This window comes from Kamptonema sp. UHCC 0994, assembly GCF_029167235.1.
Lineage (GTDB): Bacteria > Cyanobacteriota > Cyanobacteriia > Cyanobacteriales > Microcoleaceae > Kamptonema.
The window spans coordinates 23,951-49,432 of record NZ_JARFTR010000221.1 but is presented as its reverse complement, the minus strand read 5'-3'; the positions used below and the strand labels follow the sequence as shown (position 1 = coordinate 49,432).

At 44.1% G+C, this 25,482-nt stretch carries 20 protein-coding genes; 11 read left to right on the top strand and 9 right to left on the bottom strand.

The features are described 5' to 3' along the window. Positions 1-194: 194 nt before the first annotated feature. Both PY364_RS19810 and PY364_RS19805 read left to right on the top strand, forming a co-directional pair. Complete coding sequence (locus PY364_RS19810) at positions 195-3,962, top strand: DNA polymerase III subunit alpha (RefSeq protein ID WP_275525102.1); 3,768 nt, start codon at positions 195-197, stop codon at positions 3,960-3,962. 365 nt (positions 3,963-4,327) lie between these two features. Next, on the top strand, positions 4,328-4,888 hold the full coding sequence (locus tag PY364_RS19805) for a hypothetical protein (RefSeq protein WP_275525100.1): 561 nt from the start codon (positions 4,328-4,330) through the stop codon (positions 4,886-4,888). A 130-nt stretch (positions 4,889-5,018) separates the two neighbouring features. Here the strand turns inward: PY364_RS19805 and PY364_RS19800 are convergent, their stop codons facing one another. The 7 genes from PY364_RS19800 to PY364_RS19770 all read right to left on the bottom strand — a co-directional run bounded on the left by PY364_RS19800 (position 5,019) and on the right by PY364_RS19770 (position 14,278). Then, entirely contained in the window at positions 5,019-5,984 is a 966-nt protein-coding gene (locus tag PY364_RS19800; protein WP_275525098.1) for a VOC family protein, read from the bottom strand. Positions 5,985-5,997: 13 nt separating this feature from the next. After that, on the bottom strand, positions 5,998-6,498 hold the full coding sequence (locus PY364_RS19795) for a cupin domain-containing protein (protein WP_275525096.1): 501 nt from the start codon (positions 6,496-6,498) through the stop codon (positions 5,998-6,000). A gap of 227 nt (positions 6,499-6,725) precedes the next feature. Beyond that, positions 6,726-7,937 carry a hypothetical protein gene (locus PY364_RS19790; RefSeq protein ID WP_275525095.1) on the bottom strand — a complete coding sequence of 404 codons (1,212 nt, stop codon included), beginning with the start codon at positions 7,935-7,937 and terminating at the stop codon, positions 6,726-6,728. A gap of 305 nt (positions 7,938-8,242) precedes the next feature. After that, a complete protein-coding gene (locus PY364_RS19785) occupies positions 8,243-10,873 on the bottom strand; it encodes a glucosidase (RefSeq protein ID WP_275525094.1) in 2,631 nt (876 codons plus the stop codon). Positions 10,874-10,920: 47 nt separating this feature from the next. Further along, positions 10,921-12,204, bottom strand: a complete 1,284-nt coding sequence (locus PY364_RS19780; RefSeq protein WP_275525092.1) for a DUF389 domain-containing protein — start codon at positions 12,202-12,204, stop codon at positions 10,921-10,923. A gap of 54 nt (positions 12,205-12,258) precedes the next feature. Next, positions 12,259-13,248, bottom strand: coding sequence for a mechanosensitive ion channel family protein (locus PY364_RS19775; RefSeq protein WP_275525090.1), 990 nt, complete (start codon positions 13,246-13,248; stop codon positions 12,259-12,261). 217 nt (positions 13,249-13,465) lie between these two features. Then, complete coding sequence (locus PY364_RS19770; RefSeq protein ID WP_275525088.1) at positions 13,466-14,278, bottom strand: SDR family oxidoreductase; 813 nt, start codon at positions 14,276-14,278, stop codon at positions 13,466-13,468. Positions 14,279-14,766: 488 nt separating this feature from the next. Here PY364_RS19770 and PY364_RS19765 point away from each other — a divergent pair, with 488 nt between their 5' ends. The 9 genes from PY364_RS19765 (at position 14,767) to PY364_RS19725 (ending at position 23,755) form a co-directional block, all read left to right on the top strand. Further along, positions 14,767-15,255, top strand: a complete 489-nt coding sequence (locus tag PY364_RS19765; RefSeq protein WP_275525086.1) for a DUF2231 domain-containing protein — start codon at positions 14,767-14,769, stop codon at positions 15,253-15,255. Then, positions 15,255-15,860 (top strand): DUF2231 domain-containing protein, encoded by a 606-nt coding sequence (locus PY364_RS19760; RefSeq protein ID WP_275525084.1) that lies wholly within the window; start codon positions 15,255-15,257, stop codon positions 15,858-15,860. Before PY364_RS19765 ends, PY364_RS19760 begins: the two co-directional genes overlap by 1 nt. A gap of 181 nt (positions 15,861-16,041) precedes the next feature. Further along, positions 16,042-16,827 carry a cytochrome c oxidase subunit II gene (locus PY364_RS19755; RefSeq protein WP_275525082.1) on the top strand — a complete coding sequence of 262 codons (786 nt, stop codon included), beginning with the start codon at positions 16,042-16,044 and terminating at the stop codon, positions 16,825-16,827. A gap of 7 nt (positions 16,828-16,834) precedes the next feature. After that, positions 16,835-18,496: a cytochrome c oxidase subunit I gene (gene ctaD / locus PY364_RS19750; RefSeq protein ID WP_275525080.1), complete on the top strand. Its 1,662-nt coding sequence runs from the start codon at positions 16,835-16,837 to the stop codon at positions 18,494-18,496. 68 nt (positions 18,497-18,564) lie between these two features. Continuing rightward, positions 18,565-19,230, top strand: coding sequence for a heme-copper oxidase subunit III (locus PY364_RS19745; RefSeq protein ID WP_275525078.1), 666 nt, complete (start codon positions 18,565-18,567; stop codon positions 19,228-19,230). A 179-nt stretch (positions 19,231-19,409) separates the two neighbouring features. After that, positions 19,410-19,652, top strand: a complete 243-nt coding sequence (locus tag PY364_RS19740) for a hypothetical protein (protein ID WP_275525076.1) — start codon at positions 19,410-19,412, stop codon at positions 19,650-19,652. Between the two features lie 11 nt (positions 19,653-19,663). Next, a complete protein-coding gene (locus PY364_RS19735; RefSeq protein ID WP_275525074.1) occupies positions 19,664-21,124 on the top strand; it encodes an NAD(P)/FAD-dependent oxidoreductase in 1,461 nt (486 codons plus the stop codon). 298 nt (positions 21,125-21,422) lie between these two features. Further along, complete coding sequence (locus tag PY364_RS19730; protein ID WP_275525072.1) at positions 21,423-22,718, top strand: transposase; 1,296 nt, start codon at positions 21,423-21,425, stop codon at positions 22,716-22,718. 194 nt (positions 22,719-22,912) lie between these two features. Continuing rightward, positions 22,913-23,755: a hypothetical protein gene (locus tag PY364_RS19725; RefSeq protein WP_275525070.1), complete on the top strand. Its 843-nt coding sequence runs from the start codon at positions 22,913-22,915 to the stop codon at positions 23,753-23,755. A gap of 15 nt (positions 23,756-23,770) precedes the next feature. On the opposite strand, the gene PY364_RS19720 is transcribed toward PY364_RS19725, so the two are convergent. Continuing rightward, positions 23,771-24,322, bottom strand: a complete 552-nt coding sequence (locus PY364_RS19720) for a DoxX family protein (RefSeq protein ID WP_275525068.1) — start codon at positions 24,320-24,322, stop codon at positions 23,771-23,773. Then, the gene (locus PY364_RS19715; RefSeq protein WP_275525066.1) at positions 24,319-25,224 is read right to left on the bottom strand and encodes an SMP-30/gluconolactonase/LRE family protein; all 906 of its coding nucleotides are present in this window, start codon (positions 25,222-25,224) and stop codon (positions 24,319-24,321) included. Before PY364_RS19715 ends, PY364_RS19720 begins: the two co-directional genes overlap by 4 nt. Positions 25,225-25,482 lie beyond the last annotated feature (258 nt).

The window sequence follows — 25,482 nt, the reverse complement described above, 5'->3', positions numbered from 1 at the left end:
ACTGTTGCATAAATTTGGAGAATTGGTATTACTAGGAGTATTAGGTAAATCGGAGTAGGAAAGGAAGTATAATTCAGATAGAAGAATTTTAGAGCGATAGTCTTCGGCTCAGTTGAATATATGTCTGACCCTAGAGCCACTTATGCAATATATGTTGTAAAATCTAAAGTCTAAATCTAAAATCTAAAATCGCCATGTCTTTTGTCGGCCTCCACATTCACAGTGACTACAGCCTGCTTGATGGAGCATCTCAGCTACCGCCGCTGATAGACCGAGCGGTGGAATTGGGGATGCCCGCGATTGCGCTTACAGATCACGGAGTTATGTACGGCGCGATCGAACTTATTAAAGTTTGCCGTAATAAGAACATTAGACCAATTATTGGCAATGAAATGTATGTGGTTAATGGCGATATTTCTGTAAAAGTTAAAGGCAGAAAAAAATACCATCAAGTTGTTTTAGCTAAGAATACGCAAGGCTATAAAAATCTAGTTAAGTTAACTACAATCTCTCACTTACAAGGAATGCCGGAAAGGGGGCTTTTTGCCCGTCCTTGCATTAACAAAGAACTGCTCGAACAATACCATGAAGGTCTGATTGTTACCAGTGGTTGTAGAGCCGGTGAAGTCCCCCGCCTGATCGATTTAGGCAACCTAGAAGAGGCTCGGAAAGTAGCCAAGTGGTACAAGAATTTATTTGGCAATGATTACTATTTAGAAATTCAAGATCATGGTTTCTGGGAAGACAGAATTGTGAATATTGAGCTGGTAAAAATTGGTAAAGAACTGGACATTAAAATTGTTGCTACCAATGATTCTCACTTTACAGCTTGTAGTGATGTCGAAGCTCACGATGCTTTGCTTTGCATTCAAACTGGCAAATTAATTGAGGATGAAAAGCGAATGCGCTACAGTGGAACTGAGTATCTAAAATCCGCTGAAGAGATGGCACAACTGTTCAGAGATCATTTGCCAGATGATGTAATCCAAGAGGCAATTGCTAATACTTTAGAAGTCGCTGATAAAATCAAAAATTACGACATTTTTGATGAGCCGCGCATTCCCACCTATCAAATTCCCCCAGATCACACAGCGGATACTTATGTAGAGTACGTTGCATGGCAAGGACTACTAGAACGATTTAATGCGAAAGAGCGTAAAGAAATCAAGCCAGTTTATAAAGAACGGCTGGAATACGAATTGAAAATGATTCAGGACATGGGTTTTTCCACCTATTTTTTAGTAGTTTGGGACTACATTGATTATGCTCGCAAAAATCATATTCCCGTAGGGCCAGGACGGGGTTCAGCAGCGGGTTCTTTAGTTGCCTACGCCATGAAAATTACGAATATTGACCCAGTACATCATGGCTTACTATTTGAGAGATTTCTTAACCCAGAACGTAAATCTATGCCAGATATTGATACAGATTTCTGCATAGAAAGGCGAGATGACATGATTAAATATGTCACTGAAAAATATGGTGCTGAGCGTGTAGCTCAAATTATTACTTTTAACCGCCTGACATCCAAATCTGTATTGAAAGATGTTGCCAGAGTATTGGGTGTTCCTTACAAACGAGCTGATGAAATGGCAAAGTTAATCCCTGTATCGCGGGGAAAACCGGAAAAACTGGCGGTAATGATTTCAGAACAAACGCCAGCACCAGAGTTTAGACAAGCTTATGAAGAGGAGACGCTTCAAGCTAAAAATAACGATGGAACTGAAGAAAAAACGATTGCAGTTCGCCAGTGGCTTGATATGGCAATTCGGATTGAGGGAACGAATAAAACCTATGGCGTTCATGCGGCTGGAGTCGTGATTTCCGCGCAACCATTAGATGAAATTGTACCGCTACAAAGGAATAATGAAGGTGCTGTAATTACGCAGTATTATATGGAAGACTTGGAATCTCTCGGTCTTTTAAAGATGGATTTTCTGGGGTTAAAAAACTTAACTATGCTCCAAAAAACTGTTGAGTATATTAAGCAAACAAGCCATCTCGATATTGACCCAGAAACGCTACCTTCTGATATAGAACGTAAAGCACAAGATGCTTTTATCACTTGTAAAAAATTACCAGAAGATGTCGCTAAAACCTATAAATTATTAGCAAAAGGCGATTTAGAAGGAATTTTCCAGTTAGAATCTTCTGGGATGCTCGATGTAGTTAAGAAACTGAAACCTTCTTGTTTAGAAGATATTTCTTCAATTTTAGCGCTTTATCGACCGGGGCCTCTGGATGCAGGTTTAATTCCCCAATTTATCGATCGTAAGCATGGAAGAGAGTTAGTTGAATACGATCATCCACTGTTAGAACCGATTCTCAAAGAGACTTATGGAACTCTTTGTTTTCAGGAGCAAATCATGCGTGTTGCTCAAGATTTAGCGGGCTATTCTTTGGGTCAAGCTGACTTGTTGCGCCGCGCAATGGGGAAGAAAAAAGCTGACGAAATGCAGAAGCAGCGAGAAACATTTATCGATGGTGCGACTAAGAATGGAGTTAGCCAAAGAATTGCTGAAAAGTTATTCGAGCAGATGCTTCAATTCGCTGAATATTGCTTTAACAAATCTCATTCAATGGCCTACGCCTATGTTACCTATCAAACGGCATATTTAAAGGCAAATTATCCGGTAGAGTACATGGCTGCACTGTTAACTGCTAATAGTGGCGACCAGGATAAGGTACAGAAATACATTGCTAATTGTATTAAGATGGGTATTGAGATCGAGCCACCAGATATTAATCGCTCAAAAGTAACTTTTACTCCACTACCTAAACAGGTGACAGGTGCAGAAATAGATAAAATTTTGTTTGGAATGTCTGCTGTTAAAAATTTAGGAGAAAGTGCGATTGATAATATTTTGAAAGCACGGGAAGAAGGTAATAATTTTAAATCTCTGGCTGATTTTTGCGAACGAGTCGATCTGAAGGCTGTTAATAGCCGCGCTTTAGAAGCATTAATTCAATGCGGAGCCTTGGATCATCTCAACTCTAATCGCAATCAGTTAATGCACGATCTTGATGGCGTAGTTAAATGGGCACAAGACCGTAAAAAAGAGCAAGAAAGCGGACAGGGTAATCTATTTGACCTGCTAGGAATGAGCTTTGGAGAGACAGCAAATAGCTATGACTCTATTCCTAAGCATAAGCCTGTACCAGATTTTGATAAGCAAAAGAAGTTGAGTTTAGAAAAAGAATTACTCGGTTTCTACGTTTCAGATCACCCTCTGAAATCGGTACTGCTAGCTAACCAAATTGAAGATACTGTTACTGTTGCTCAGTTAGCAGAAAAAAAGGGTAAAGACCTGAAAATGATTGTGATGATAACAGCAATTAAGCTAGTAACAACTAAGAAAAACGATCGCATGGCAATTTTGCAAGTAGAAGATTTGACAGGTCAATTAGAAGCTGTAGTTTTCCCTAAAACTTATGAAAAAGTTCACTCACTGTTGCAAGATAATGCTTTACTGGTGATTAGTGGTAAAGTAGACAAGCGCGATGATGGTCTTCAGATAATTGTAGAAGATGCTAAAGAAGTTGGAGTAGAACAAGTTGCAAAAAATGACGAAGATGAAAAGTTAATAGAAATTGTAGAGGTTGTTGAACAGACAATTGAGCTTGTAGAGTTTGTAAAATCGAAAGATGAAAAATCGAGGGAAGTATTACAAATTACCGAGGAAGTAAAATTTGTGAAAGCATCAGACATGGTGATGTTAAAATTGACACCATTGCAAGTTGCAGATACTGAAAAATTGAATCATTTAAAGGCACTTTTGCAGGAACTTTCAGACCGCAGAGAAAATGCTAAAGTGCCAGTAGGTGTAATTGTAGCAGGTCAATATTATCGTCAGTTGGTTCGGTTTGGGAGCCAGTTTTGGGTAGAAAATGCTGAGGAAACTGTAAACCGTCTCCAGTCTTCTGGATTTAATGCTCAAGTTTCTTCTTTGAGTGCTAATTGAGGTAATTGGTAATTGCACTTGAGCACCCCTCACGTAACGCCGCCATCTTGGCGGTGAAGATACCGCCAAGATGGCGGCGTTACGCATACTTTTGCGTAAGTGCCATATATACTATAGCGTTTATTTATGTTCACCTACTTAAGAGTTAACTGTTAACAAAAAGTTGGGTTTCACCAATCTACGGTAAATCTACCTAGATTAAAAATTCCGTATATTTGCGGATGGAGAAACCAAGAGATTCTAGTACAATAAAAAAAGGGGATTCTATTTATTAACTATAATTAATGCTAGAAAAAATTTGCAAATCTGTCTGATTTCTTGCTCCAGCGGCGTATGAATAATCAACGCACTCCTGGAGTTTCAAGATGTCTAATATTTTTACTGTCACTAATAATCTAGATAGCGGTTCCGGTTCGCTGAGAGCTGCAATTTCTGCCGCTGCTGCTGGAGATACAATTGTCTTTGACCCTAGCCTCGCTAGTCAGACGATTACCTTAACTAGCGGCCAAATTAATATTAATAAAACCTTAATTATAGACGGTGCTGCTGCCCCTGGGATTGCGATTAGCGGCAATAATACCAGCCGCGTCTTTGAACTGCCAGAAGGTTCCAGAAGCGCCCCCTATAACGTCACCCTGCGGAACTTAACTGTCGCCAATGGTAAGGCATCAGGTACGGGCGAAGATGGTGCAGGAGCAGGAATTAAGACCAATATGGGGAATAATTTAACAGTTGAAAACTGCCAATTTAATAACAATGCTGCTACCTACGGCGGCGGGGCAATTTTTACAGGATTCACCAGCAACTTAACTGTTATTAATAGTTCCTTTGATGGCAATGAAGGTTTCTTAGGCAAAGAAGAGCGGGGAGGCGGTGCGATCGCATCTGAGGACTTCACGGGTATAGCAACCGCTTTCGTCGGTTAGGGGCTAGGGGCTACGATGCTCCGATGCTCAGGAAAGAAGGGGAAGAAGGGGAACAGAGTTAATGGTTTTTATAGTTCTTCAACGTCCATGTTTTTAGTCCTCCTAGAACTTACGCATTGATAAAATAGCTTTATTGTGTAGAAAGGACTATCAGTAACATACCATGTCCGTCAGGGTCTTTAACCAAGCAACCTTGATGATAAGGATACCATTTTTCTGTAAACTTCACAACCCGCGACGAGACAATCTCAACCCCATTCTGCCGCAACATTTCCACAGCTTGCTCAATGTTGTTGACAACTAGCTCAATTTGCATATTAGCAATATCATAACTTTTCCAGTTACTCGGCATAGGATGACTATTTGGAGGCACAATATAGTCTAGTAATTCAATACCCAAACCGCCTCGATCGGGTCGCAGTGCTGTAATTTGGACTTCAACTTCTTCTGGTAAATTATCAAGTCGAGCTTGGGTTTTACCTTGGTTGAAACTGCCACCCTCAACCTGCATTCCCAGCAAGTCGCGGTAAAATTTTAGACTGTTTTCAGTATTGCTAATTGCGATCGCACTATGGTCGATGCCTAGAAACAAGCGATCGCTCTGCTGATGCCACTTGTCTTGTCCTTTATCAGCAGGAAACCAAATTAACTCTAAAGGGTGGCGATCGCAGTCTTTGAACTTGAAGGCTCTTACACCAGCAGATGCTTTATTATCAGGTGGTATCGTCTGCGGTGCAACTGAAATCGGTTCAATTGGAAACGATCGCAAATGAGCATAAGCCCGATCCATATCACTAACTGCGATCGCCAAATGTTGAAACCACAAATCATTACTTTGCGAATCCTTGGGAATCGGTTTTCCCTGAATATTGAGATACTGCATCAGCTCAATAACTTCATCTCCAAGCTGCAAAGTGACAATGCGAATTGTTGCCTCAGCCACGCCTACTAAGTCGCTGTAATCCTCTGTTTCAACCGTGATGTCTGAAACGGGTTCAAACCCTAGTGCTTGCGTATAGAAGTCCTGAGAGCGATCGGCATCACTCACGGTTAATCCAATAGCACGAATCCGTTGTACCTGAATGCGATTCAACATAAAAATTTTGAGATTATCGAAAGCGGCAAGCCTGCGCGATCGTCGGCGTTTCTTCAAGTTGTACAATCATCAGAACTGCGGGCGCATCGCCGACAGTGCCAGAAAGATGTCCCTTCTGTCCCTGGGCGTTGGCTTTCGTATTCTGGTCTTCTCCAAACGAAATTTCACCAACACCCATCTCCACTCGTTGCCCGTCCATCGTCTCCACAAACCAGCGTCCCGATAGCGGAATAATCCACTGGGGTTTCGGATTTTCATGCCAAGTGCCAATCCAGCCCACAGGTTGCACTGTAAAGACGACGGTAGCACCGACTTGCTGCATTTGCTCAAGCCACTGAGGAGAGGCAGGTGGTGAAATACTCTTGAGAGTGAAGTCTTGAATTTGGCAACGAGACTGGTGGCTGATTCCATCTTCGTCAGTCCAGACGTGCCAATAGTCAATCGTCGGGGGTGTTGGATGTTCGCGATCGCTCGATTGCGATTCGGTTTGTTCGTGGGATGAAGGATGAGTCATAAAAATAAATTTCCTTAACTATTGGGTAATTATTACTATATATAGCGAGCCTAAATAATTGGGAGCATCTCAGTGTATATATGTATGCGTGTAGGGGCGTTAAGGCATAGCGCCTAACGCTCCGATCTCGCCATGATTGCGATTCCTGTCGGCTTTGCCAACCTACCCTTTTGGCAAATTTTTCTTCTTCAAAATGGAGGAGTATTTTTTTGCCGAGTCAGGGGATTTTATCCTAAGTAGATAGTCCCTTCATGGGCATTAAAAACGGCGCTTTCAACCTGAGCGAGCGGTGCACTCACCCCTTCTAAGATCGCCACTAAGTCTTTGCTCGGAGAATTGGCATAGATATTGAGAGATCCGCCTACAATTTCCTGGGTGAAGTTGGAGATCGAGCCTGCTACTTCTATGGTATCGACTCCTCTCTGAAAGTTCTGGATTAGAGCGTAGTCGCTGTTTCCCTGACCCACATACATCTGTATGGCATTGGGAGTTGAAGGAACGATGTAAATGCCGAGCGCGAAATTATCTACACCTTCAGCACCAATGAGCGTATCAAGTTCTCCCACTCCAGTGCCGATTACCCGAGTATCATAGGGTTCGGAACTGACAACTTGGTAGGGGGTTGGGAAAATATATCGACTGCTGTTGCCAAAACCTCGGATAAGGTCATTATCCGTCGTGCCCGTGAGAGTAACAATACGACCCTCCAATTGACCGTAGCGGAGATAATGATCGAAAGCTGATTTAAACACGCCATCGTCTACCGCCTGCTTGACATCTGGATTGCTGACCAAATAATCGGCTTCGTCGAAATAATTGACATCACCGAGGAAAAAAGTCCCTTTACTGAATGCGCCACCAAAGAGGGGGCTGTCAACTACAGTCAGTGGCTCCGTCATTCCTTCTACTATCGCCACCAAATCTTTAGGATTTTTGTTGTAGATGTAAAGATTTCCATTGGTAACTTCTTGGGAGTAATCAGCCGGACTTCCTGCTAGCTGAATGATATCTTCAGCAAATTGAAAGTTTTGAACTAGAGCGTAGTCGTTGTTTCCTTGGCCTAGATAGAGCTGGACGGCATTGGGAGTTGAAGGAACGGTGTAAGCGGCGAGCGCGAAATAGTCTGTACCTGAAGCACCAACAAGCGTGTCAATTTCTCCCGCGCCAGTACCGATTACTCGAGTATCATAGGGATCGGCACTGACAATTTCGTAGGGGGTTGGGAAAATATATCGACTGTTGCCAAAGCCTCGGATAAGATCGTTACCCGTCGTTCCCGTAAAAGTGGCAATGCGATTTTCAAATTGGCCAAAGAGAATGAAATGCTCTAGGCCCGACTGGAATTGGCCATTTTTAACGGCCTGAGCGACTTCGGGATAGCCTGCTAAGTAATCGCCTTCATCAAAAAATGGGTAAATATCGCTGTACGAGTCTACCATGTCTCCTACACCCTTAACTGATTATGGATGAGTATACTACTAAAAATTCAGTAGCGATCGCCGATCTTCTGTAGCAATTATTAAATTTTCGCTAGTCCCTGGAAAACAGTGGAGGCGATCGGAAATCGGGTTTGTAAGGATGTCACCAACCATCAAATGAGCGTTTTCGACCTCTGGGCAGGTACTCTTGGCACCGCCCAGAGGTCGGTCGAATCAAACCGCCCTGCTTCGCAAGGGGGGACGGCGCAGCCAGGGGATAGAGATTTGTAGTCATAGTTTCAAGAATTGGTATTAGGAGTAGGCGATCATGGTTTATCATTTACCTGCTGAATCAACTTAGCAATTAGTGCTGTCCATCCGGTTTGATGACTTGCGCCCAATCCAGCCCCGTTATCGCCATGAAAGTATTCATAAAATAGAATCAAATCGCGCCAGTGAGGGTCTTGCTGAAATTTTGCCGTACCACCATAAACCGGACGTTGCCCATCTTGATTCTGTAAGAAAATAGCCATAGATCGTTGCTCCAAATAAGCCGCCACCTCCCAGAGATTGAGCATTATTCCTGAACCTGTGGGACACTCCACTGTGAAGCCATCACCTAAGTAGTGGTGGAACTTTTGCAAGGATTCAATTAATAGAAAGTTAACTGGAAACCAGACAGGCCCGCGCCAATTAGAGTTACCGCCAAATTGGCCGGTAGTAGACTCAGCAGGCTCATAGTCTACTTGATAGCGAGTGCTATCCCAATCGAAGATAAAGGGATGCTCTTGGTGATAGCGGGAAACCGATCGGATACCATAGGGTGACAGAAATTCATCCTCATCCAACAATCGTCGCAGGATACGACGCAGCGCTTCGGGGCTAGTAATGGCAAGCAGGCGGCGATCGCCTTCTCCCTCAATTGTCATACAAGCAATGTTTTTTGCCAATTCGGGACGGTTGTTGAGAAACCACTCAATTTTGTCTTTTAACCCCGGCACAATTTCTAACAAATCTGGCTCCATAGTATCGACAGCAAATAGCGGTATCAGTCCCACCATTGAGCGTACTTTCAGTCGTACATACTCTCCATTGGGTAAGTGCAAGGCATCGTAGTAAAAGCCGTCTTCGTCGTCCCAGAGGACAATTTTTTCAGGCCCTACCTGATTAATGGCGTTAGCAATGTAGAGAAAGTGTTCAAAAAACTTCAACGTCATATCGCTGTAGCTTTCGTCCTCACGGGAGAGTTCCAGAGCGATCGCCAGCATATTTAGTGAGAACATACTCATCCATGCTGTGCCGTCTGCCTGCTCTAAATATCCCCCCGTTGGTAATGACTTGCTGCGGTCAAATACCCCAATGTTATCTAGTCCGAGAAACCCTCCTTGAAACAAGTTTTGCCCTCGTAGGTCTTTGCGGTTTACCCACCAGGTAAAGTAGATCATCAAGCGGTGAAACATCCGCTCCAAGAATTTGCGATCGCCCTTTCCAACTCGTTTCTGTTCAATTTTGTAGACGCGCCACGCCGCCCATGCTTGTACCGGAGGATTGACATCGCCAAACGCCCACTCGTAAGCGGGTAATTGACCGTTGGGGTGCATGGTGCGATCGCTAGTTAGTAATAGTAATTGCTGTTTGGCAAAGTTTCCATCGATTAATGCTAAAGCAATGCAGTGGAACGCCAAATCCCATGCAGCAAACCAAGGATACTCCCACTTATCGGGCATAGAAATAACTTCTTCTGCGTAGAGCGTCCACCACTCAGCATTACGCCCAGTGAGGCGTTGACTGGGCGGGGTAGGTTCCGCTGAATCTCCATGCAGCCAAGTACGAACATCATATTTATAGAACTGTTTGCTCCACAGCAGTCCAGCAAACGCTTGTCGTTGAATGTTGCGGCAATCCTCATCTAGACCAGGGGTGAGCGTTTCGTAAAATTCGTCTGCTTCTGTTTGACGCTGGCTGAAGGTATCAGCAAATGCTGCATTAAATGGCGTTTCTGTATATTGGTTGGTGAATCGTAATTGAATTACATTTGTCTGTCCCGCCCCAATTTCCAAATGATACCAAGCGGCTGCCTTTGTCCCAATTCGATTTGGATTCACTGCCTCCTGGTTGTTGTGAATTACATACTCGTGGAAAGCGTCTTTAACATAAGGCGAGGCATTAGCAACTCCGTAGAGGCGTTGGTTGTTAGTTTCATTTTCGGTAAATAAAAGCTGATGATTCCCATCGCAAAATAACCAATAATCCCCATATTTCTCACTGTTGGCCTTAATGACACCATCAGCAATTTTTGTTAGCTGTGACTGCGGTTTATTACCCGTCCAGATCCAGGTATTGCGAAACCAAAGGGTAGGTAGCACGTCAATTGTGGCAGTTTCCGCCCCCCGATTTGTGACACTGATGCGAATACAAATATCGTCTGTAGAGGCTTTGGCGTATTCAGCAACCACATCGAAATAGCGATTATCGTCAAACACGCCCGTATCCAATAATTCAAATTCAGGCCGATCCTTGTGGCGATCGGCATTCTCTTCAACAAGTTGAGTGTAGGGAAATTCCAGTTGCGGATATTTGTACAACCAGCGCATATAGGAATGGGTAGGCGTGTTGTCTAGGTAGAAATAGTATTCTTTGACATCCTCACCATGATTACCCTGTTCGTTGGTTAGCCCAAATAGGCGTTCTTTTAAAATTGGATCGCGGCCATTCCACAGTGCTAAACCAAAGCAGAGTTGACTGTGGCGATCGCACCATCCACCCAATCCATCTTCACCCCAACGGTAAACGCGCGATCGCGCATGGTCGTGAGGAAAATACTCCCAAGCTGAACCATAAGGTGAATAATCTTCTCGCACTGTACCCCATTGGCGATCGCTCAGGTAAGAACCCCAACGATACCAATGTTTATCCGGTTCGCAATTCTCTTCTAACCGTTGCTGTTCTGCGTTCATTGGTTAACAATTCGCCTTGAAAGGCTTTTACGAAGCATGACGCGGACTCATTTGATAGTTGGTGCCTCAAGAACGCTGACATCGACTAACGGTGTGACGTTAAACCCTTCTTGGAGTAAGTTAGTTTGAATATCCTTCGTTAAGCGATCGCGGATTTCCCGATCTGACTGGGTGACACCTGGTTGGCGCTGGACGTAGACAGTACCGAGCAGCGTATTCTGACCTTTGATATTAGCGCTGGGAAAACGAACATCAGCCTCCACCAGTTCTGCGAGATTACTATTTTTCACCACCTTCTGGATCTCAGCAGTGGCTCGTTGCGAACGGCTGCTACGCTGAAGCTCTGGGGAGGTAGAAAACTGCCAAGCCAGCAAGCCTCCCAGAGCGAAGATTGTGACGGCAAGGGTAGCTGGAAACACCGACTTTTTCCCGCGATCGTAACGCGCTCCACGCGCAGACAAACCGTAGATACGGAACACAATAGAAGCTGACAAATTGATTCCCACCAGTTGCAGCAACAGCACAAACAAGCCGTTCACAGCCATGTCCCAGCGACCCATTGCGATCGCCATGCCCACCACTCCCGCAGGTGGGGCCAGCGAAGCGGCAACCAGCATCCCCACGGCTGCACCCGACACCAGGCTACTTCTTTCAGATTGCACGAGGTTTAAAGCACCCGCTGCTCCTGCAATTAGGGGCAGCAGCACTGCCACCGCCGACACGTTACTCGTGGCGCTCATCGAGGAGGTTACCACTTCTTGCTGTAGGATCAGGCTCAGCACCCATGCCACTAGGATTGTCACGGCAAGGGCTGCGAAGTATCGTAAGAGAGTACGTTGCAGCAAGTGTGCGTCACCCCGCGCTGTTGCGATCGCTGTGTTCATGGCGGGCCCGGCAAACGGTGCGATCAGCATAGCCGCAACCAGAAGATAGCTGGTATTCGTGAACAAGCCGATCCAAACCACTATAGCCCCAGCCACGGCATATCCTAGAAAGCCTTTCCACGAACCAACACTTTGCAAACCAGCGAGGAATATCTCGATGGGGCTGCGATTTTCCACGTTCTTGACTTGCTGGGGTGCCTCAGACGCTGGTGGTTCTAGAGCGATAACTCCACGCGGAATTAATGTAACGTGGAGTTCTGGAACTGATTCCAACTCCCCCAATAGTTCCTCAACTTTCTGGTTGGGAACGTGAACGATAACCACATCCAGTGGTTTTTCACTCCCAGTCGCTTCAAATTGGACAAGATTCTGTCCGTCACAAGCTTTAGCGATGTCAAGGACATTTTTCCCACAGCCGCGTGGAACTTGGACAAGTAGTTGACGCATATCACCCCCTGTGCTATTAATCTCAGCCTTGCGATGCCAATCTTAGAGACTGATTCAATCGTTTCCGTTCCCATCTTTTTGCGTCCGCATCTGAGCCAGATTTCTCAAGGAACCGCTAATGCTGCCTGAGTTTGGCACGTCCTTGTTCCCAGCGGGCCATCCTTCACGTTGACGAGAGCGATCGCCATCTGTCTCCTCGGTTTGGTCGTGGAACAAGATTTGCTGTGTCGGAAAAGGTAGGTCAATGCCATTGGTAGTCAGCTTGTTCTTAATGGCAGTGAGAACCTTATCCCGTGTATCGAGAGCCTCCGCACGTCGCGGTGGATCGATCCACCAGCGCACCCGAATGTTCACGGTACTTCCAGCCAACTCCATTACTAATACATCTGGGGCAGGCTCTTTGAGAATGCCCTCTAAATTAGCGATCGCTTCCATTATCAACTGCTTCACCCGCTCAATGTCATCCCCATAACCGATACCAACGTCGTACTGTACTCGGCGGTTTTCCCAACTGGTATTAACCATCACCGAGTTTGTAAATAACTCGGAATTCGGGATCACAACCCGACGACCATCGTATGTCCTAATGGTTGTGGCACGAGTCTGAATCTCTTCAACCGTTCCCTCAAAGTTTTTGAAGACAATTTGGTCATTAATCTGGAACGGCTCAGTTAAGAGAATCAAGATACCTGCTAGGAAGTTTTGGAGAATATCACGAAACGCAAAGCCAATCGCTACACCGCTAATGCCCAACAGTTGAACTAAATCTCCTGCCTTGAATGATGGGATGACAATAGATAAGGCAACAAATAAACCGATTAAAATGACAACGCTTTGTGACAAACGTCCGAGTACCAGTCCCAGATTCCGCGCCTGTCGATGCCTGCTGGTAAGGCGTTTGACTACCGACTTGAATGCCCTGGCGGCAAACCAAAAGATGGCAAAGACGATTAAGGCGAGGACTATATTTGGCAGTAGGGTAATCAGGCTGTTAGTCATTGCCTGTATTTTTCCCCACGCCGTTGATACTGGTTCAGAATTCATACGCCTTCCTCGTTCTCGTCAATTTAGCTAGCTAATAGTAACGCAAGTTGCTAGTTATTTAAGTAAAGGTACGTAGTTGGGCTTTAGCCCTCTTATGCAGGCTTCATTATGAGGGCTAAAGCCCAACTACGTACAAAGAATAAGACTAATCTTATAACTAGCAACTTGGGTTAGTAATCAAAAGTCAAAAACTGTGCTGTTGCTGTTCTACGTTCATCTAGCCCCCTGTGGCGAACCCTGGATACAGAGTCATACCGCCGTCTACAAAAAGAGTTTCACCATTCACATAATCTGAGTCGTCCGAGGCAAGCCAAACAGCAGCTTTGGCGATGTCTGTCACATCTCCGACCCGGTTTGCGGGAATGAGTTTTAGTAATTTTGCCTCAGCTTCTGGTGTATTCCAGGCTGCTTTATTGATGGGAGTTTTAATAGCACCAGGTGCAATGCTATTGACCCTAATTCTGTGGGGTGCGAGTTCCTGGGCAATACTCTGCATCATCATGTGGATGCCGCCCTTACTGGTAGCGTAGTTGACGTGACCCGCCCAAGGTATCTCCTCGTGTACCGAACTCATACAAATGATTTTGCCTGCGGCACAGGAGATATCTGGCTTCACGCCCCGCTTCAGAAATTCTTTTGCTGCTTCACGGGCGCAGAGAAATTGTCCGGTTAGGTTCACGCTAATAACCAAGTTCCAATGGTCAAGGGTCATGTCTACAAAGGCTGAGTCTTTTTGCACTCCGGCGTTGTTGATTAAGATGTCGATCGTGCCAAAGTGCTGGTACATTTGGTCAAACATTGACAAAACTTCTTCTTCCTTGGCGACATTTGCACCGATCGCGATCGCTTCCCCACCAACCGATTTAATCTCGCTGACAATCTTCTCTGCTTCTTCCGGTTCAGAATGGTAGTTGACTACAACGGAAGCACCCGATGCAGCCAAAGCGCGGGCGACTCCTTCACCAATACCAGAACTTGCACCCGTTACGAGTGCTTTTTGACCTTTAAGAAGATTAGGGGAATAGCTCATATTTTTTCCTTGTTTTGATTTCCTTGCGTCAGGGCCTAAAATTTTGTAGATCCTCACTAATTTTATCGAGCTAACGCACCCTACTTAACGTAACTACTTAAAGATTTATTTATAGGTTTCTGCGCTAACTTTAGGGATTTGTAGAATTAAATACGTCTATCTAATGGGGTAATTCGCATCTATTTCTGAGGGTAGAACTTTATAATTATCCGATCGAGAAACTTACACATAAATTTAATTGTCAAACAATGCTTTTTGTGATAAGTAAGGAATCTTTATGTCATTATTGTGTCAAAAATATGACAACCGCGATCGCCTTAAAACTTTAGAGAGTTGACAACCCAATAGTTTTAGAAGCAATGGTTGTTTTTTAGGCTTAAATCAATCTTTAGATAGATATGTTTATTTAGAATTAGTCTCAATCTATATTTAGAGAACTCCCTGTCAGCTCGCCTCCGGGAACAAGTTCAGTAAAACAGGAGAAAGCGATGCCTCTGCCTCTCAATAATGCGAATCTACCTTACCCAGATCCGCTCCATCCCATCATCGTCCATTTCGCGATCGCGATGGTGTTTTTTTCCTTCTTCTGCGACGTGGTAGGCTATTTCAACCGCAATCATCGTTTGTTTGAGGTAAGTTTCTGGAATATGTTTGTGGCTTCAGTCAGTATTTTCCTAGCCGTCATCTTTGGTCAGTTTGAAGCTGGTTTAGCCCAACCTTACGAAGCTGTCAAGCCGACGCTGAATTTGCACACAATTACTGGCTGGTCACTTTCGGCAATTATTGTGGCAATTACCGCATGGCGATTTGCGATTCGCGCCCGCACGCCACTAAAGATACCTGTTGCTTATCTAGGTGTAGCAACATTTTTAATTTGTTTAGTATGCTTTCAACAATATTTAGGGAGTCAGTTAGTTTGGGTATACGGGCTGCACGTAGAACCCGTAGTTGAAGCAACAAAAAATGGAGTCTTATAATGAACTCCCAACTTATCGATCGGTTGTGGTTCAAACTAGGTGCGAACGGATTACCCTACGAAGTTCCAATTCATCCGCAGCTAGTGCATTTAACTTTGGGTTTATTCATTATTGCCATAATTTTTGATATTGCAGGAACGCTGTTTCGCTTTGAAAAACCAATCCTCAAATTTTTAGCTCTAACTGCTATTCGTCCTAGCTTTTTTGATGTTGGTTGGTACAATCTTTTAGCGAGTGCTGTTATCACATTTTTTACCGTCGCAGCGGGCTTTTTTGAGATTATGTTGGCAAACCCACCCACAAATATGAAGAGTGCTTGGGGGTTGGGTGCTGGTACAACAATGCTGTTGCACGGTATCGGTGGGATTTTACTATTAGCAGCGATCGTTGCCATGACCGTGTGGAGGGGATTGCAACGCTACCGCTGGCGTAAAGATGCCACGATCCAAGTGCAGTGGAGCTATTTGTTGGTGGGTATTGCCATGTTGGGATTGTTATTTGTTCACGGAACATTAGGAGCGCAGATGGGAGATGAATTCGGGATACATAATACGGCGGCGGGCTTGATTCGACAAGGTAAAAATCCTAATTTTTTACTCAAATGATGCCAACACATATATAGCCTTTCTCAGGTAGATGAGGGATGAGTATTAATTGGTAATGGGAGTTGTTAGGTGCTTACCTCACTTAACTATATAAGCACAATTAAGAGGGCTAAAGCCCAACTACGTACCTCACTTACTTGAGAACCGCTATACTAGAAGAATTGATTTTACAGGGGATGCGATGAGGAGAATTTTCAACACACTATTATTAATAGTTTTTATCGCGGTAATTCTGATAATAGCCCGCTGGATTGGCGATCGCGCCTACTCTTGGATGCCGATTCAGGCCACCGCAGAAGCGGAACGAGTCGATCGCATATTTAGCTTTTTAACCTCGGTGGGATCGTTCATATTTTTGGCGATCGCAGGCACGATCGGATACTCAATTATGACCCGTCGTGCGCCCAAGGGAGATTGGAGTCACGGTCATCCTGCTAGAAGCGATGTGAGGCTGGAAATCCTCTGGACTGCCGCCCCAACCGTCCTAGTTTTATGGCTTGCAGCTCAAAGTTTCAGCATTTATCAACAACTAGATATTGAGGGGCTACAACCGATCGTGCATCTGCACCTATTGGAAGAACCTGCTGCCGCTGCAACGGTCACAAATACTAATCAACCTGTTACTGAAAATATTGAGGTTATAGCTAAACAATGGGTTTGGTCTTTCCGCTATCCAAATAATGCTATAAGTAACGAATTACACCTAAGAGTAAAGGAACGTACCCGCTTAAATTTGCATTCAGAAGACGCGATCCACGGCTTTTATGTCCCGGAATTTCGGTTAAAGCAAGATATCATCCCCAACCGCAATATTAACCTGGTATTAACACCCACCAAAATCGGCAAATATCACCTGCGCGATTCTCAATTCAGCGGCACCGACTTTGCTTTGATGGTGGCTGATGTATACGTTGAATCGCCTGAAGTTTATAGTCAATGGCTTTCTCAAGCTGCTACCCATAAATAAAAAATATATGACAAATAACTCTATCCCAATTACTGACGAAGCGGAAAATCCCAACAGTAAAAATGATACCAACTGGCGGGAGTATTTCAGCTTTAGCACCGACCATAAAGTTATCGGTGTTCAGTACATGGTGACGACCTTTATTTTCTTTTTAATTGGCGGGCTGTTGGCGATGATTATTCGGGGCGAACTGCTTACTCCCGAATCAGATTTGGTCGATCGCTCTTTATATAATGGCTTATTTACTCTACACGGCACGGTGATGATTTTCCTGTGGATTATCCCATTCAATGCTGGTCTTGCCAACTACTTAGTACCGTTGATGATTGGGGCAAAAGATATGGCGTTTCCAGTTCTGAATGCGATCGCTTTTTGGATAATTCCCCCAGCAGGTATCCTGCTACTATCAAGCTTTTTAGTACAAGGTGGGCCCGCACAAGCTGGCTGGTGGTCTTACCCACCAATCAGCCTCCAAAACCCAACTGGTTATCCCATTAACGGCGAATCAATTTGGATACTAAGTGTAATGTTACTGGGTATTTCATCGATTATGGGAGGAGTCAACTTTATTACTACAATTGTTTGGATGCGGGCACCGGGGATGACGTTTTTTCGGATGCCAATTTTCGTTTGGACAGTTCTCAGCGCCCAGTTGCTACAACTAATTTGTTTACCTTCCCTAACGGGCGCGATCGTACTATTATTTTTTGACCTCACTTTTGGGACAAATTTCTTCAAACCCCTGGAGAATGGCGACCCAATTATCTATCAGCACTTATTTTGGTTCTACTCCCATCCGGCAGTTTATGTGATGGCGTTGCCTGCTTTTGGCATCTTTTCAGAAATTCTCCCCGCCTTTTCTCGCAATCCTTTGTTTGGCTATCGATCGGTTGCGATCGCTTCTTTCGGAATTGGTTTAGTCAGCATATTTGTCTGGGTACACCATATGTTTGCCAGTGCTACACCCAATTGGATGCGGATACTATTTATGGTTTCCTCAATGTTAGTAGCTGTCCCTACTGGTGTCAAAGTATTTGCTTGGACTGCCACAGTTTGGAATGGCAGACTGCATCTTTTAACTCCCATGTTATTTGCTTTAGGAGGTGTACTTATGTTTATTTTCGGTGGCATTACTGGCATCATGCTTAGTTCAGTGCCGTTTGATATTCATGTCAACAACACCTACTTTGTGGTAGGTCACTTCCACTACATCGTCTACAATACAATCACGATGGCAATCTTTGCGGCGATTTACTTTTGGTTCCCAAAAATAACCGGGCGAATGTACGCCGAAGGCTGGGGAAAAGTGCATTTCTTTTTAACTTTTATCGGCGCTAATCTTACCTTTTTTCCCATGCACCCACTAGGTTTACAGGGTATGGTGCGCCGGGTTTCCTCTTACGATCCGCAATTCCAAGGGTGGAATATTATTGCTAGTTTGGGAGGGTTTTTGTTAGGGATGTCTACGCTACCTTTTATTGCCAATATCGTTGGTTCTTTGCTATTAGGTAAAAAAGCACCTGACAATCCTTGGCACGCTACAGGGTTAGAATGGAAGACCTCTTCACCGCCACCGAGGGAGAACTTTGAGGAAATTCCTGTTGTCAATGATCCGCCTTATCATTATAACTCTAAAGCGATACCAGAGGCTGCTGTTACTCAAGAATAGATCGACCAGGAGGAATAATTGAGGAGTTTTATTCAATCTAAAATTCAAAATCAAAAATCATCGAAGTTATGCCAAATCCTACACATCATATAGATGAAAGCCCAATCCGTTTCGATCGCCTAGTACAGTTTCTACCTAATTGGTTACAAAGGTTCTTGCCAATTGGTGGCGGCATCGCTCACGATCATCATGGTAAAGCAATGTTCGGTGTCACCGTATTCCTGATGTCGGAAAGCCTAGTTTTTATCAGCTTTTTATTTACCTATATTGCTCTCCGATTGACCCATTCCAACTGGCTACCGCCTGGTTTTAAGGGGCCGGAATTATCTAAATTTATTATTATTAATACTGTGGTGCTGCTTTCCAGTAGCTTCGTTATTCAAGCCGCAGAAAACGCTCTCAAACGCCATAAGATTATTAGATTTCGCTGGCTTTGGGCCTTAACTTCTGGGATGGGAATTTACTTCTTAGTTGGTCAGGGGATTGAGTGGAGTAACCTTAACTTCCGGCTGACTACAGGGTTGATGGGTGGCACATTTTACCTGCTGACAGGCTTCCACGGGCTGCACGTTCTTACGGGCATTCTCTTACAGTTGCTCATGCTTTCCCGTTCCTTTATTCGGAACAATTACAACAAGGGGCACTTTGGTGTCAGCGCAACTACTTTATTCTGGCACTTTGTTGATGCGATCTGGGTTGTCCTATTCTCACTAATTTATCTCTGGCCGCCCTAGAAATTTGCAGTATTAAGATGAATGGTTATTTGTAGCCAAATCATACTTAAGCATTGCTTTATTAGAGATTTGAATTTGTAGACCCGCTACTAGGAATAAAAGCCGATGGATGAAATCTTTGTTGCAGCTATAACCCAATGTACTCGTACCTTACTTTATAAATTTCAAGGAGGTTTTTTATGAATTTACCAACTCAAGAATTACCAGCAATCCTCACAATTTACTTTTTCAGTTTGGCTGGATCATTCCAAAAAGATCCATTGATCGATCGAGGTGGTCAGGTTGCTGTGGATGTTGGCGTTGTCCTCCTAGCAATTACTTTAGTGATTACTGTCAAGATTATTAGTCCCAGAGTTGAACACGCTATCCTTCTCGCTATCTTTCTCAGCTTTGTATTGATTGGTCTCTTTTTAATTAAATAGCATAAATTCCCATGAATAACCCAATTTATCAGACTGTAATCGTTGGTGGTGGTTTCACTGGTCTGTTTACAGCTTTGCATCTTGCACACGAACACTATCCAAGAAGCATCATCCTAATTGATAGCTCTGAACGCTTTTGTTTTAAGCCATTACTTTACGAGTATTTCAGTGGCGAGATGGATGCTAATCAGGTAGTACCGCGTTTTGATGAACTGCTTAAGGATAGCGGCATCATTTTTGTGCAAGATACGGTGCAATCGATTGACCTGCATGAACGGGAAGTCAAATTAACATCGGGAACTAACTACAACTACAGTAACTTAGTGTTAGCTTTAGGTAGCGTTACTGGCTATTTTGGCGTTGAGGGTGCTAAAGAATATGCGTTTGATTTTCGCACCCAAGAAAATGCGATTGCACTTGATCGCCACCTGCGCGACTGCTTACAACGAGCCGTTCAAATTGAAGACCCCGAACAACGTCGTCGGCTGCTAACTGTAGCTGCGATCGGTGGCGGGCCAAGTGGTGTGGAAATGGCCGCTACTTTAGCCGATTTGCTACCTCACTGGTATGAAGCTTTGGGAGGTAATCCTCAAGAAGTTCGGGTGGTATTAATTAATCACGGCAACGAAATTCTCAAGGGTGATATTAATAGTCATCTCCGCGAAACTGCGGAGCATGAATTGGAAAAACGCGCCGTACCAGTGGAGTTAATCGCGGGAGCAGAAGCGACGGCTATTCGTCGAGATTCAGTTGAATATAAGCGCGATGGTAAGTCTGAAATATTATCAGCATCTACCACAATTTGGACAACTGGAACGGCTACACATCCACTGATTAAAAACTTGTCAATTCCCGACGAACACCGCGATAAAAATGGTCGCGTTCATGTTACTCCCACTTTGCAGTTACCTGATTTTCCAGAAGTGTTTGCGGGGGGTGATTGTGCTGTGGATGTGCAATCATCAACGGTTGAGGGTCGCGAGTACGAGCATCTAGAGCTGCATAAAGAGCTAATATCTAATTCTTCTGAACAACACAATGATATTAAACCTTTGCCTCCTACTGCCCAAGTAGCTTATCAGCAAGGAGCCGCGATCGCGCATAATCTGAAAGCGATCGCTTTAGGACATGAGCCAAAACCAGCTCAGGTTAACTTACGCGGAACCCTTCTCAAACTAGGTTTAGAAAATAGTGCTGCTAACATTTACGATGTTTTTGAAGTGACAGGCGAAGTTGGTCATCTGATTCGCCAAGGCACTTATTTAGAGCTATTGCCAACTCCGGTTCATAACTTTAAAGTTACTACAGATTGGCTAAAAGATGAGATATTCCACGAACATCTCAATTCTGGTGATGGGGTAACACAAGCTGTTAAGGTTGCTCAAGTGGTTGGTGGAGTCGTCGTCGGCGCTATAGTTGCCAAAAAATTGCTCAATATGCTAAGTGATGACGATAAAGACCAGAAATCATGACGGCCAAGGGGAGTAATAACAAGTGCAAGTCGAAGCGTTTTTATACTCTGCGATCGCATCCTCGCTGGAACTTCTTAAAGCGAAATGCCATGCACGTCCTTGGTCAGGAATTAAACCTTTTACTTAACCCGTACTGACTTTAAATCCATTGGTTAATGTAAAATTTTGTATCAAAATTTGATAAAGTTCAAGACTTGTGATTTGAAGTATGATATTTTATAGGTTAATTGTTTTCATAAATATAAAACCAGTTAGATATTTCCAAGTATAGTACAATAAATCAAAAGAGGTGAAATTAATGTATGCAGTACAAAAAGATATCTGGCATTTAACAGGATTCGATAAAACTATTGTTGAGCAACTGTTGAGATGGTCAAATAATCTGTTTAATGTCGGCACTTACGAAAGTCGGCAACGGTACTTTAAGGACAAAGGCACAATTAAATACCCCGACTTGTACAAGATTGCCAAGAGCAACGAAAATTACGGGCTACTTTACTCTCAAGTAGCTCAACAATCATTGAAATCTGTTACCGAATCTTTTAGCTCTTTTCGAGCCTTAGAAAGGCTTGCTAAGAAAGGGCAACTTAATCAAAAACCGAGACTGCCCAAATATAGAACCAAAGGCGGTATGTACCAAGTCTCCTATCCGGGACAAGCCTTGAAAATAGTGGGTAATCGGGTGAGATTGCCTTTGGGAACCAAAGGCAAAGAACACTTCGGGACAGACTGTCTCTGGGTAACATTACCGGAACGCTTGAAAGATTGCCAAATTAAAGAACTTAGGCTAATCCCTAGAAATGGTGAGGTCTGGATTGAGTATGTTTACGAGTCTCTGACTGAGCAAGCTCTTAGTTGCAGTCTCGAAGTGACAGGAGTTTTAGGAATAGATCATGGGATTGATAACTGGCTAACTTGTGTTTCTAGTAATGGTAATCCTTTCATTATTGATGGTCACAAATTGAAGTCTTGGAACCAATGGTTTAATAAGGAAAAAGCGAGAGTTCAATCAGAACACGCTACACATAAACTGCCCAAAGGTTTTTTGTCAAAGAGACTGCAACAGTTGTCAGAGACTCGCGCCAGAAGGATGAGGGATGCGGTCAACAAGGCAGTCAGAACTATCGTAGATTATTGCGAAAATCACCAAATCAATGTGATAGTTTTTGGTTGGAACAAAGGACAAAAGCAAGAAGTTAATATGGGGGTCGTGACCAATCAGAACTTTGTCCAAATCCCTACCGCTAAAGTTAAAGATAGATTGCAACAAGAGTGCGATTTAAGAGGCTGGCGATTTGTAGAGCAAGACGAATCTTACACATCAAAAGCTAGTTTTTTAGACCAAGATTTGTTGCCAGTGAAAGTCGGTGAAAAACCCGACAATTGGCAACCATTAGGTAAAAGAATTAAGCGAGGTTTGTACCGTTCTAGCACTGGATTGTTAATCAATGCAGATGTTAACGGCGCAGGAAATATCATTAGAAAATCAAAAGTAGCCATAGACTCAATTATTGAGCGAGTGGGTAGCGGGTTGCTGACTAACCCTTTAAGAATTAAACTTTGGTGGGATTCATCCCCCAAAGTTTGTCCTTAAGAATCCCCGTGTCTTTAGACCGGGGAGTGTCAACTCATACAAGAGGCGTGATTGATATTGCTAAAGCCATTTTTGAAGCTAATGGCGTTGAAACCAAAGTTATTCGACATCCAGAACACAAAGTTTAGAGATCGTCAGTTGAAGTGATAGCTGATTCAGCTTTAATTTAGCACACTCGCTGAGGGAGAAAAAATATGAATGGTTGGCAAAAAGTAAGGAATATCGATCCTCAATCTTTAACCGAAACTCGAATACAGTTACACTATGCCATTCAGTTTATGGCAGCCGTCGGTAATTTTTTAATCGAACCTCAACCCGATTACAGCCATGCCAGTTTGACCTGGAATTCAGAATTAAAAGTATTTGTTAGTAGTCTTGTGACTGCCGAACAACCATTCTACGTTGCTCTTGAACCTATTAGTCTAACTTCCTTGGTTTTGGATGCCCAAGGAAATCAGTTAGCAGAATTTTCTCTCCCACAAAAAAACCTGAATGACGGGATGAATTGGCTTAAACAAACCATCGAGCCTTTGGGAGCAGATCTAGCTAAACTGAATTTTGTTACCTATCCTGATGACTTTCCTGATAGCGCTATTGCTAGAGGTGCAACTTTTAACAGCAACGATGAAGCAAAACGTCAGGAATTAACAGCTTACTTCGCCAATACAAACTCGATTTTACAAGCTGTATCAACCAGAACAGAAGGTACATCTTCCGTACATATTTGGCCTCATCACTTTGATATTGCTATGCTCATTTCTCTCCCTTATACCAAGAAGGACGAAGCTGTTTCTATTGGTGTAGGGATGTCACCTGGGGATGGTAGTTACGATCGACCGTACTGGTATGTTACTCCTTGGCCCTATCCAGATCCTACTAGCCTTACCCAACTGGCTGGCGGTGGAATTTGGCATACAGAAGGTTGGGTTGGTGCGATTTTAACGGCTTCTCAACTCAGCCAAGGGGAGGAACAACAAGCGCAAGTCGAAGCATTCTTAGATTCTGCGATCGAAGCCTCTCTGGAACTTCTTAAATAGAAAAACCAGTCTGGTTCAACGTCCAAAAATCAGAGCATCAAGCGAATACGCACCTGGCCCTAAAACTGCGATCGCAATCAACATTACACAATACATAAACGCTTTTTCCCAGCTTGGCGGTTCGCCTTTTCCTAAAGGCCCCTGATACTGTTCTTCAGGAATTAAATAGGGATCGCGAGCCATAAAAGGCTTACCTTGGGAGATGTCTAAATATGCCGCAAATACCATTGAGCCGAGAATTGGTAGACTCGCCAAAAGTGTCAGGAATCCCAAAATTAGGCAAATTCCGCCGCCTAACATAGACGCTGCTGATAAAAAGCAAAGAAAGATCGGCATTTTCAGTAAATCAGCCCACTGTTGAAGGTGCGTTATTTTAGGATAGCCATGCAGCAGAAACAATAGGCCGATACTAACTCTTAATAGTAAAAGCACCGTGCCTTGAAGTCCGGCGGGGAAAACAGTATTAAGCGAACTGAATAGGTTTAGACCTAGCTCTGGCAGATTAGATGAAATGTTAGTAACTAATAGAAAGGTGAACGCAAAGCCAATGGCAAATTTGTAAATCATCTCTGCACCCCACGAGTATTAAGGTCGATCGCATATAAGGATGTGCCTGCCGTAATAAAAAGGCGATCGCGTCCCACTCCCCCAAAGGTAAGATTAGCGCAAATCTCCGGCACCAGAATTTTCCCTAAGCGAGTGCCATCAGGCGCATATACCTGCACGCTATCCTGAGAGCTAGTAAAGATATTGCCGTACTCGTCCACACGCAACCCATCGGGTTGACCCGGATCGATCGCTGCAAATACGCGATCGTTCGTTACACGCCGACCATTTACAACCTCGTACACGCGGATATGATGAGGCCCATCGGGGATGTTGAAAGCAGCGGTATCGGATACGTACAGCAGGTTTTCGTCTGGACTGAAAGCGAGTCCGTTAGGGCGCACCATATCCGTGACGATCGCATCGATCTCACCCGTCACTGGGTCAAAGCGGTACACGAAACATCCCCGTTGTTCCTGTTCGCCGCCGTAGCCTTGGTTTGGCTCAGTAATGCCGTAGGGTGGGTCAGTGAACCAAATTGTGCCGTCACTTTTCACTACCAGGTCGTTCGGGCTGTTGAGGCGCTTACCCTGATAACGGTCTACTAAAACCTGCCACTGACCGTCATCATCGCGTCTGATAATAGCACGTAAACCCGACGAACACGCAACCAGACGACCCTCCAAGTCGCGGTAATTACCGCTTTGATAGTCGGACGGATCGCGCAGAACGCTGACTCCATCACGGTTACTCCAGCGCAACAGGCGGTTGCCATGAGCATCGCTCCACACAACGCTGTCGTCTTCGTGGAAGTAAAGGGGGCCTTCGCTATGGATGGCACCATTGGCAAGCTTTTGGAGGGAGGCATTTGGGCGTACAAGCGATCGCAGGCGATCGTCATAGATTTCAATGGTTTCAGGCATGGTATTTCTTGCCAGTTAACGCACATTGAGCTGCGATCGCAGCTTTAAGTTCAGGGTAATTGTCGTTTAATTAGTGTCAATTACACCTCAAACCACAGCTATAGATTAGCGAATTATTTTTGTATAAGTAGTCGATAAAATCAGAATCTTTCGTTAGGTAGATATGAATACTAAGCCATCAGACAGATGACTTTATTGAGTTTAAAGTTATAACCTGGATCGAACAATCTATCCTAGGAGCTATTATCACCTCTCTTT

Coding starts and splice junctions, on each gene's coding strand:
- PY364_RS19715 (WP_275525066.1), bottom strand. CDS start 25,224: ATGCCTGAAACCATTGAAATCTATGACGATCGCCTGCGATCGCTTGTA.
- PY364_RS19790 (WP_275525095.1), bottom strand. CDS start 7,937: ATGGTAGACTCGTACAGCGATATTTACCCATTTTTTGATGAAGGCGAT.
- PY364_RS19780 (WP_275525092.1), bottom strand. CDS start 12,204: ATGCGTCAACTACTTGTCCAAGTTCCACGCGGCTGTGGGAAAAATGTC.
- PY364_RS19720 (WP_275525068.1), bottom strand. CDS start 24,322: ATGATTTACAAATTTGCCATTGGCTTTGCGTTCACCTTTCTATTAGTT.
- PY364_RS19765 (WP_275525086.1), top strand. CDS start 14,767: ATGCCTCTGCCTCTCAATAATGCGAATCTACCTTACCCAGATCCGCTC.
- PY364_RS19810 (WP_275525102.1), top strand. CDS start 195: ATGTCTTTTGTCGGCCTCCACATTCACAGTGACTACAGCCTGCTTGAT.
- PY364_RS19760 (WP_275525084.1), top strand. CDS start 15,255: ATGAACTCCCAACTTATCGATCGGTTGTGGTTCAAACTAGGTGCGAAC.
- PY364_RS19795 (WP_275525096.1), bottom strand. CDS start 6,498: ATGACTCATCCTTCATCCCACGAACAAACCGAATCGCAATCGAGCGAT.
- PY364_RS19725 (WP_275525070.1), top strand. CDS start 22,913: ATGAATGGTTGGCAAAAAGTAAGGAATATCGATCCTCAATCTTTAACC.
- PY364_RS19755 (WP_275525082.1), top strand. CDS start 16,042: ATGAGGAGAATTTTCAACACACTATTATTAATAGTTTTTATCGCGGTA.
- ctaD (WP_275525080.1), top strand. CDS start 16,835: ATGACAAATAACTCTATCCCAATTACTGACGAAGCGGAAAATCCCAAC.
- PY364_RS19740 (WP_275525076.1), top strand. CDS start 19,410: ATGAATTTACCAACTCAAGAATTACCAGCAATCCTCACAATTTACTTT.
- PY364_RS19805 (WP_275525100.1), top strand. CDS start 4,328: ATGTCTAATATTTTTACTGTCACTAATAATCTAGATAGCGGTTCCGGT.
- PY364_RS19785 (WP_275525094.1), bottom strand. CDS start 10,873: ATGAACGCAGAACAGCAACGGTTAGAAGAGAATTGCGAACCGGATAAA.
- PY364_RS19770 (WP_275525088.1), bottom strand. CDS start 14,278: ATGAGCTATTCCCCTAATCTTCTTAAAGGTCAAAAAGCACTCGTAACG.
- PY364_RS19730 (WP_275525072.1), top strand. CDS start 21,423: ATGTATGCAGTACAAAAAGATATCTGGCATTTAACAGGATTCGATAAA.
- PY364_RS19800 (WP_275525098.1), bottom strand. CDS start 5,984: ATGTTGAATCGCATTCAGGTACAACGGATTCGTGCTATTGGATTAACC.
- PY364_RS19735 (WP_275525074.1), top strand. CDS start 19,664: ATGAATAACCCAATTTATCAGACTGTAATCGTTGGTGGTGGTTTCACT.
- PY364_RS19745 (WP_275525078.1), top strand. CDS start 18,565: ATGCCAAATCCTACACATCATATAGATGAAAGCCCAATCCGTTTCGAT.
- PY364_RS19775 (WP_275525090.1), bottom strand. CDS start 13,248: ATGAATTCTGAACCAGTATCAACGGCGTGGGGAAAAATACAGGCAATG.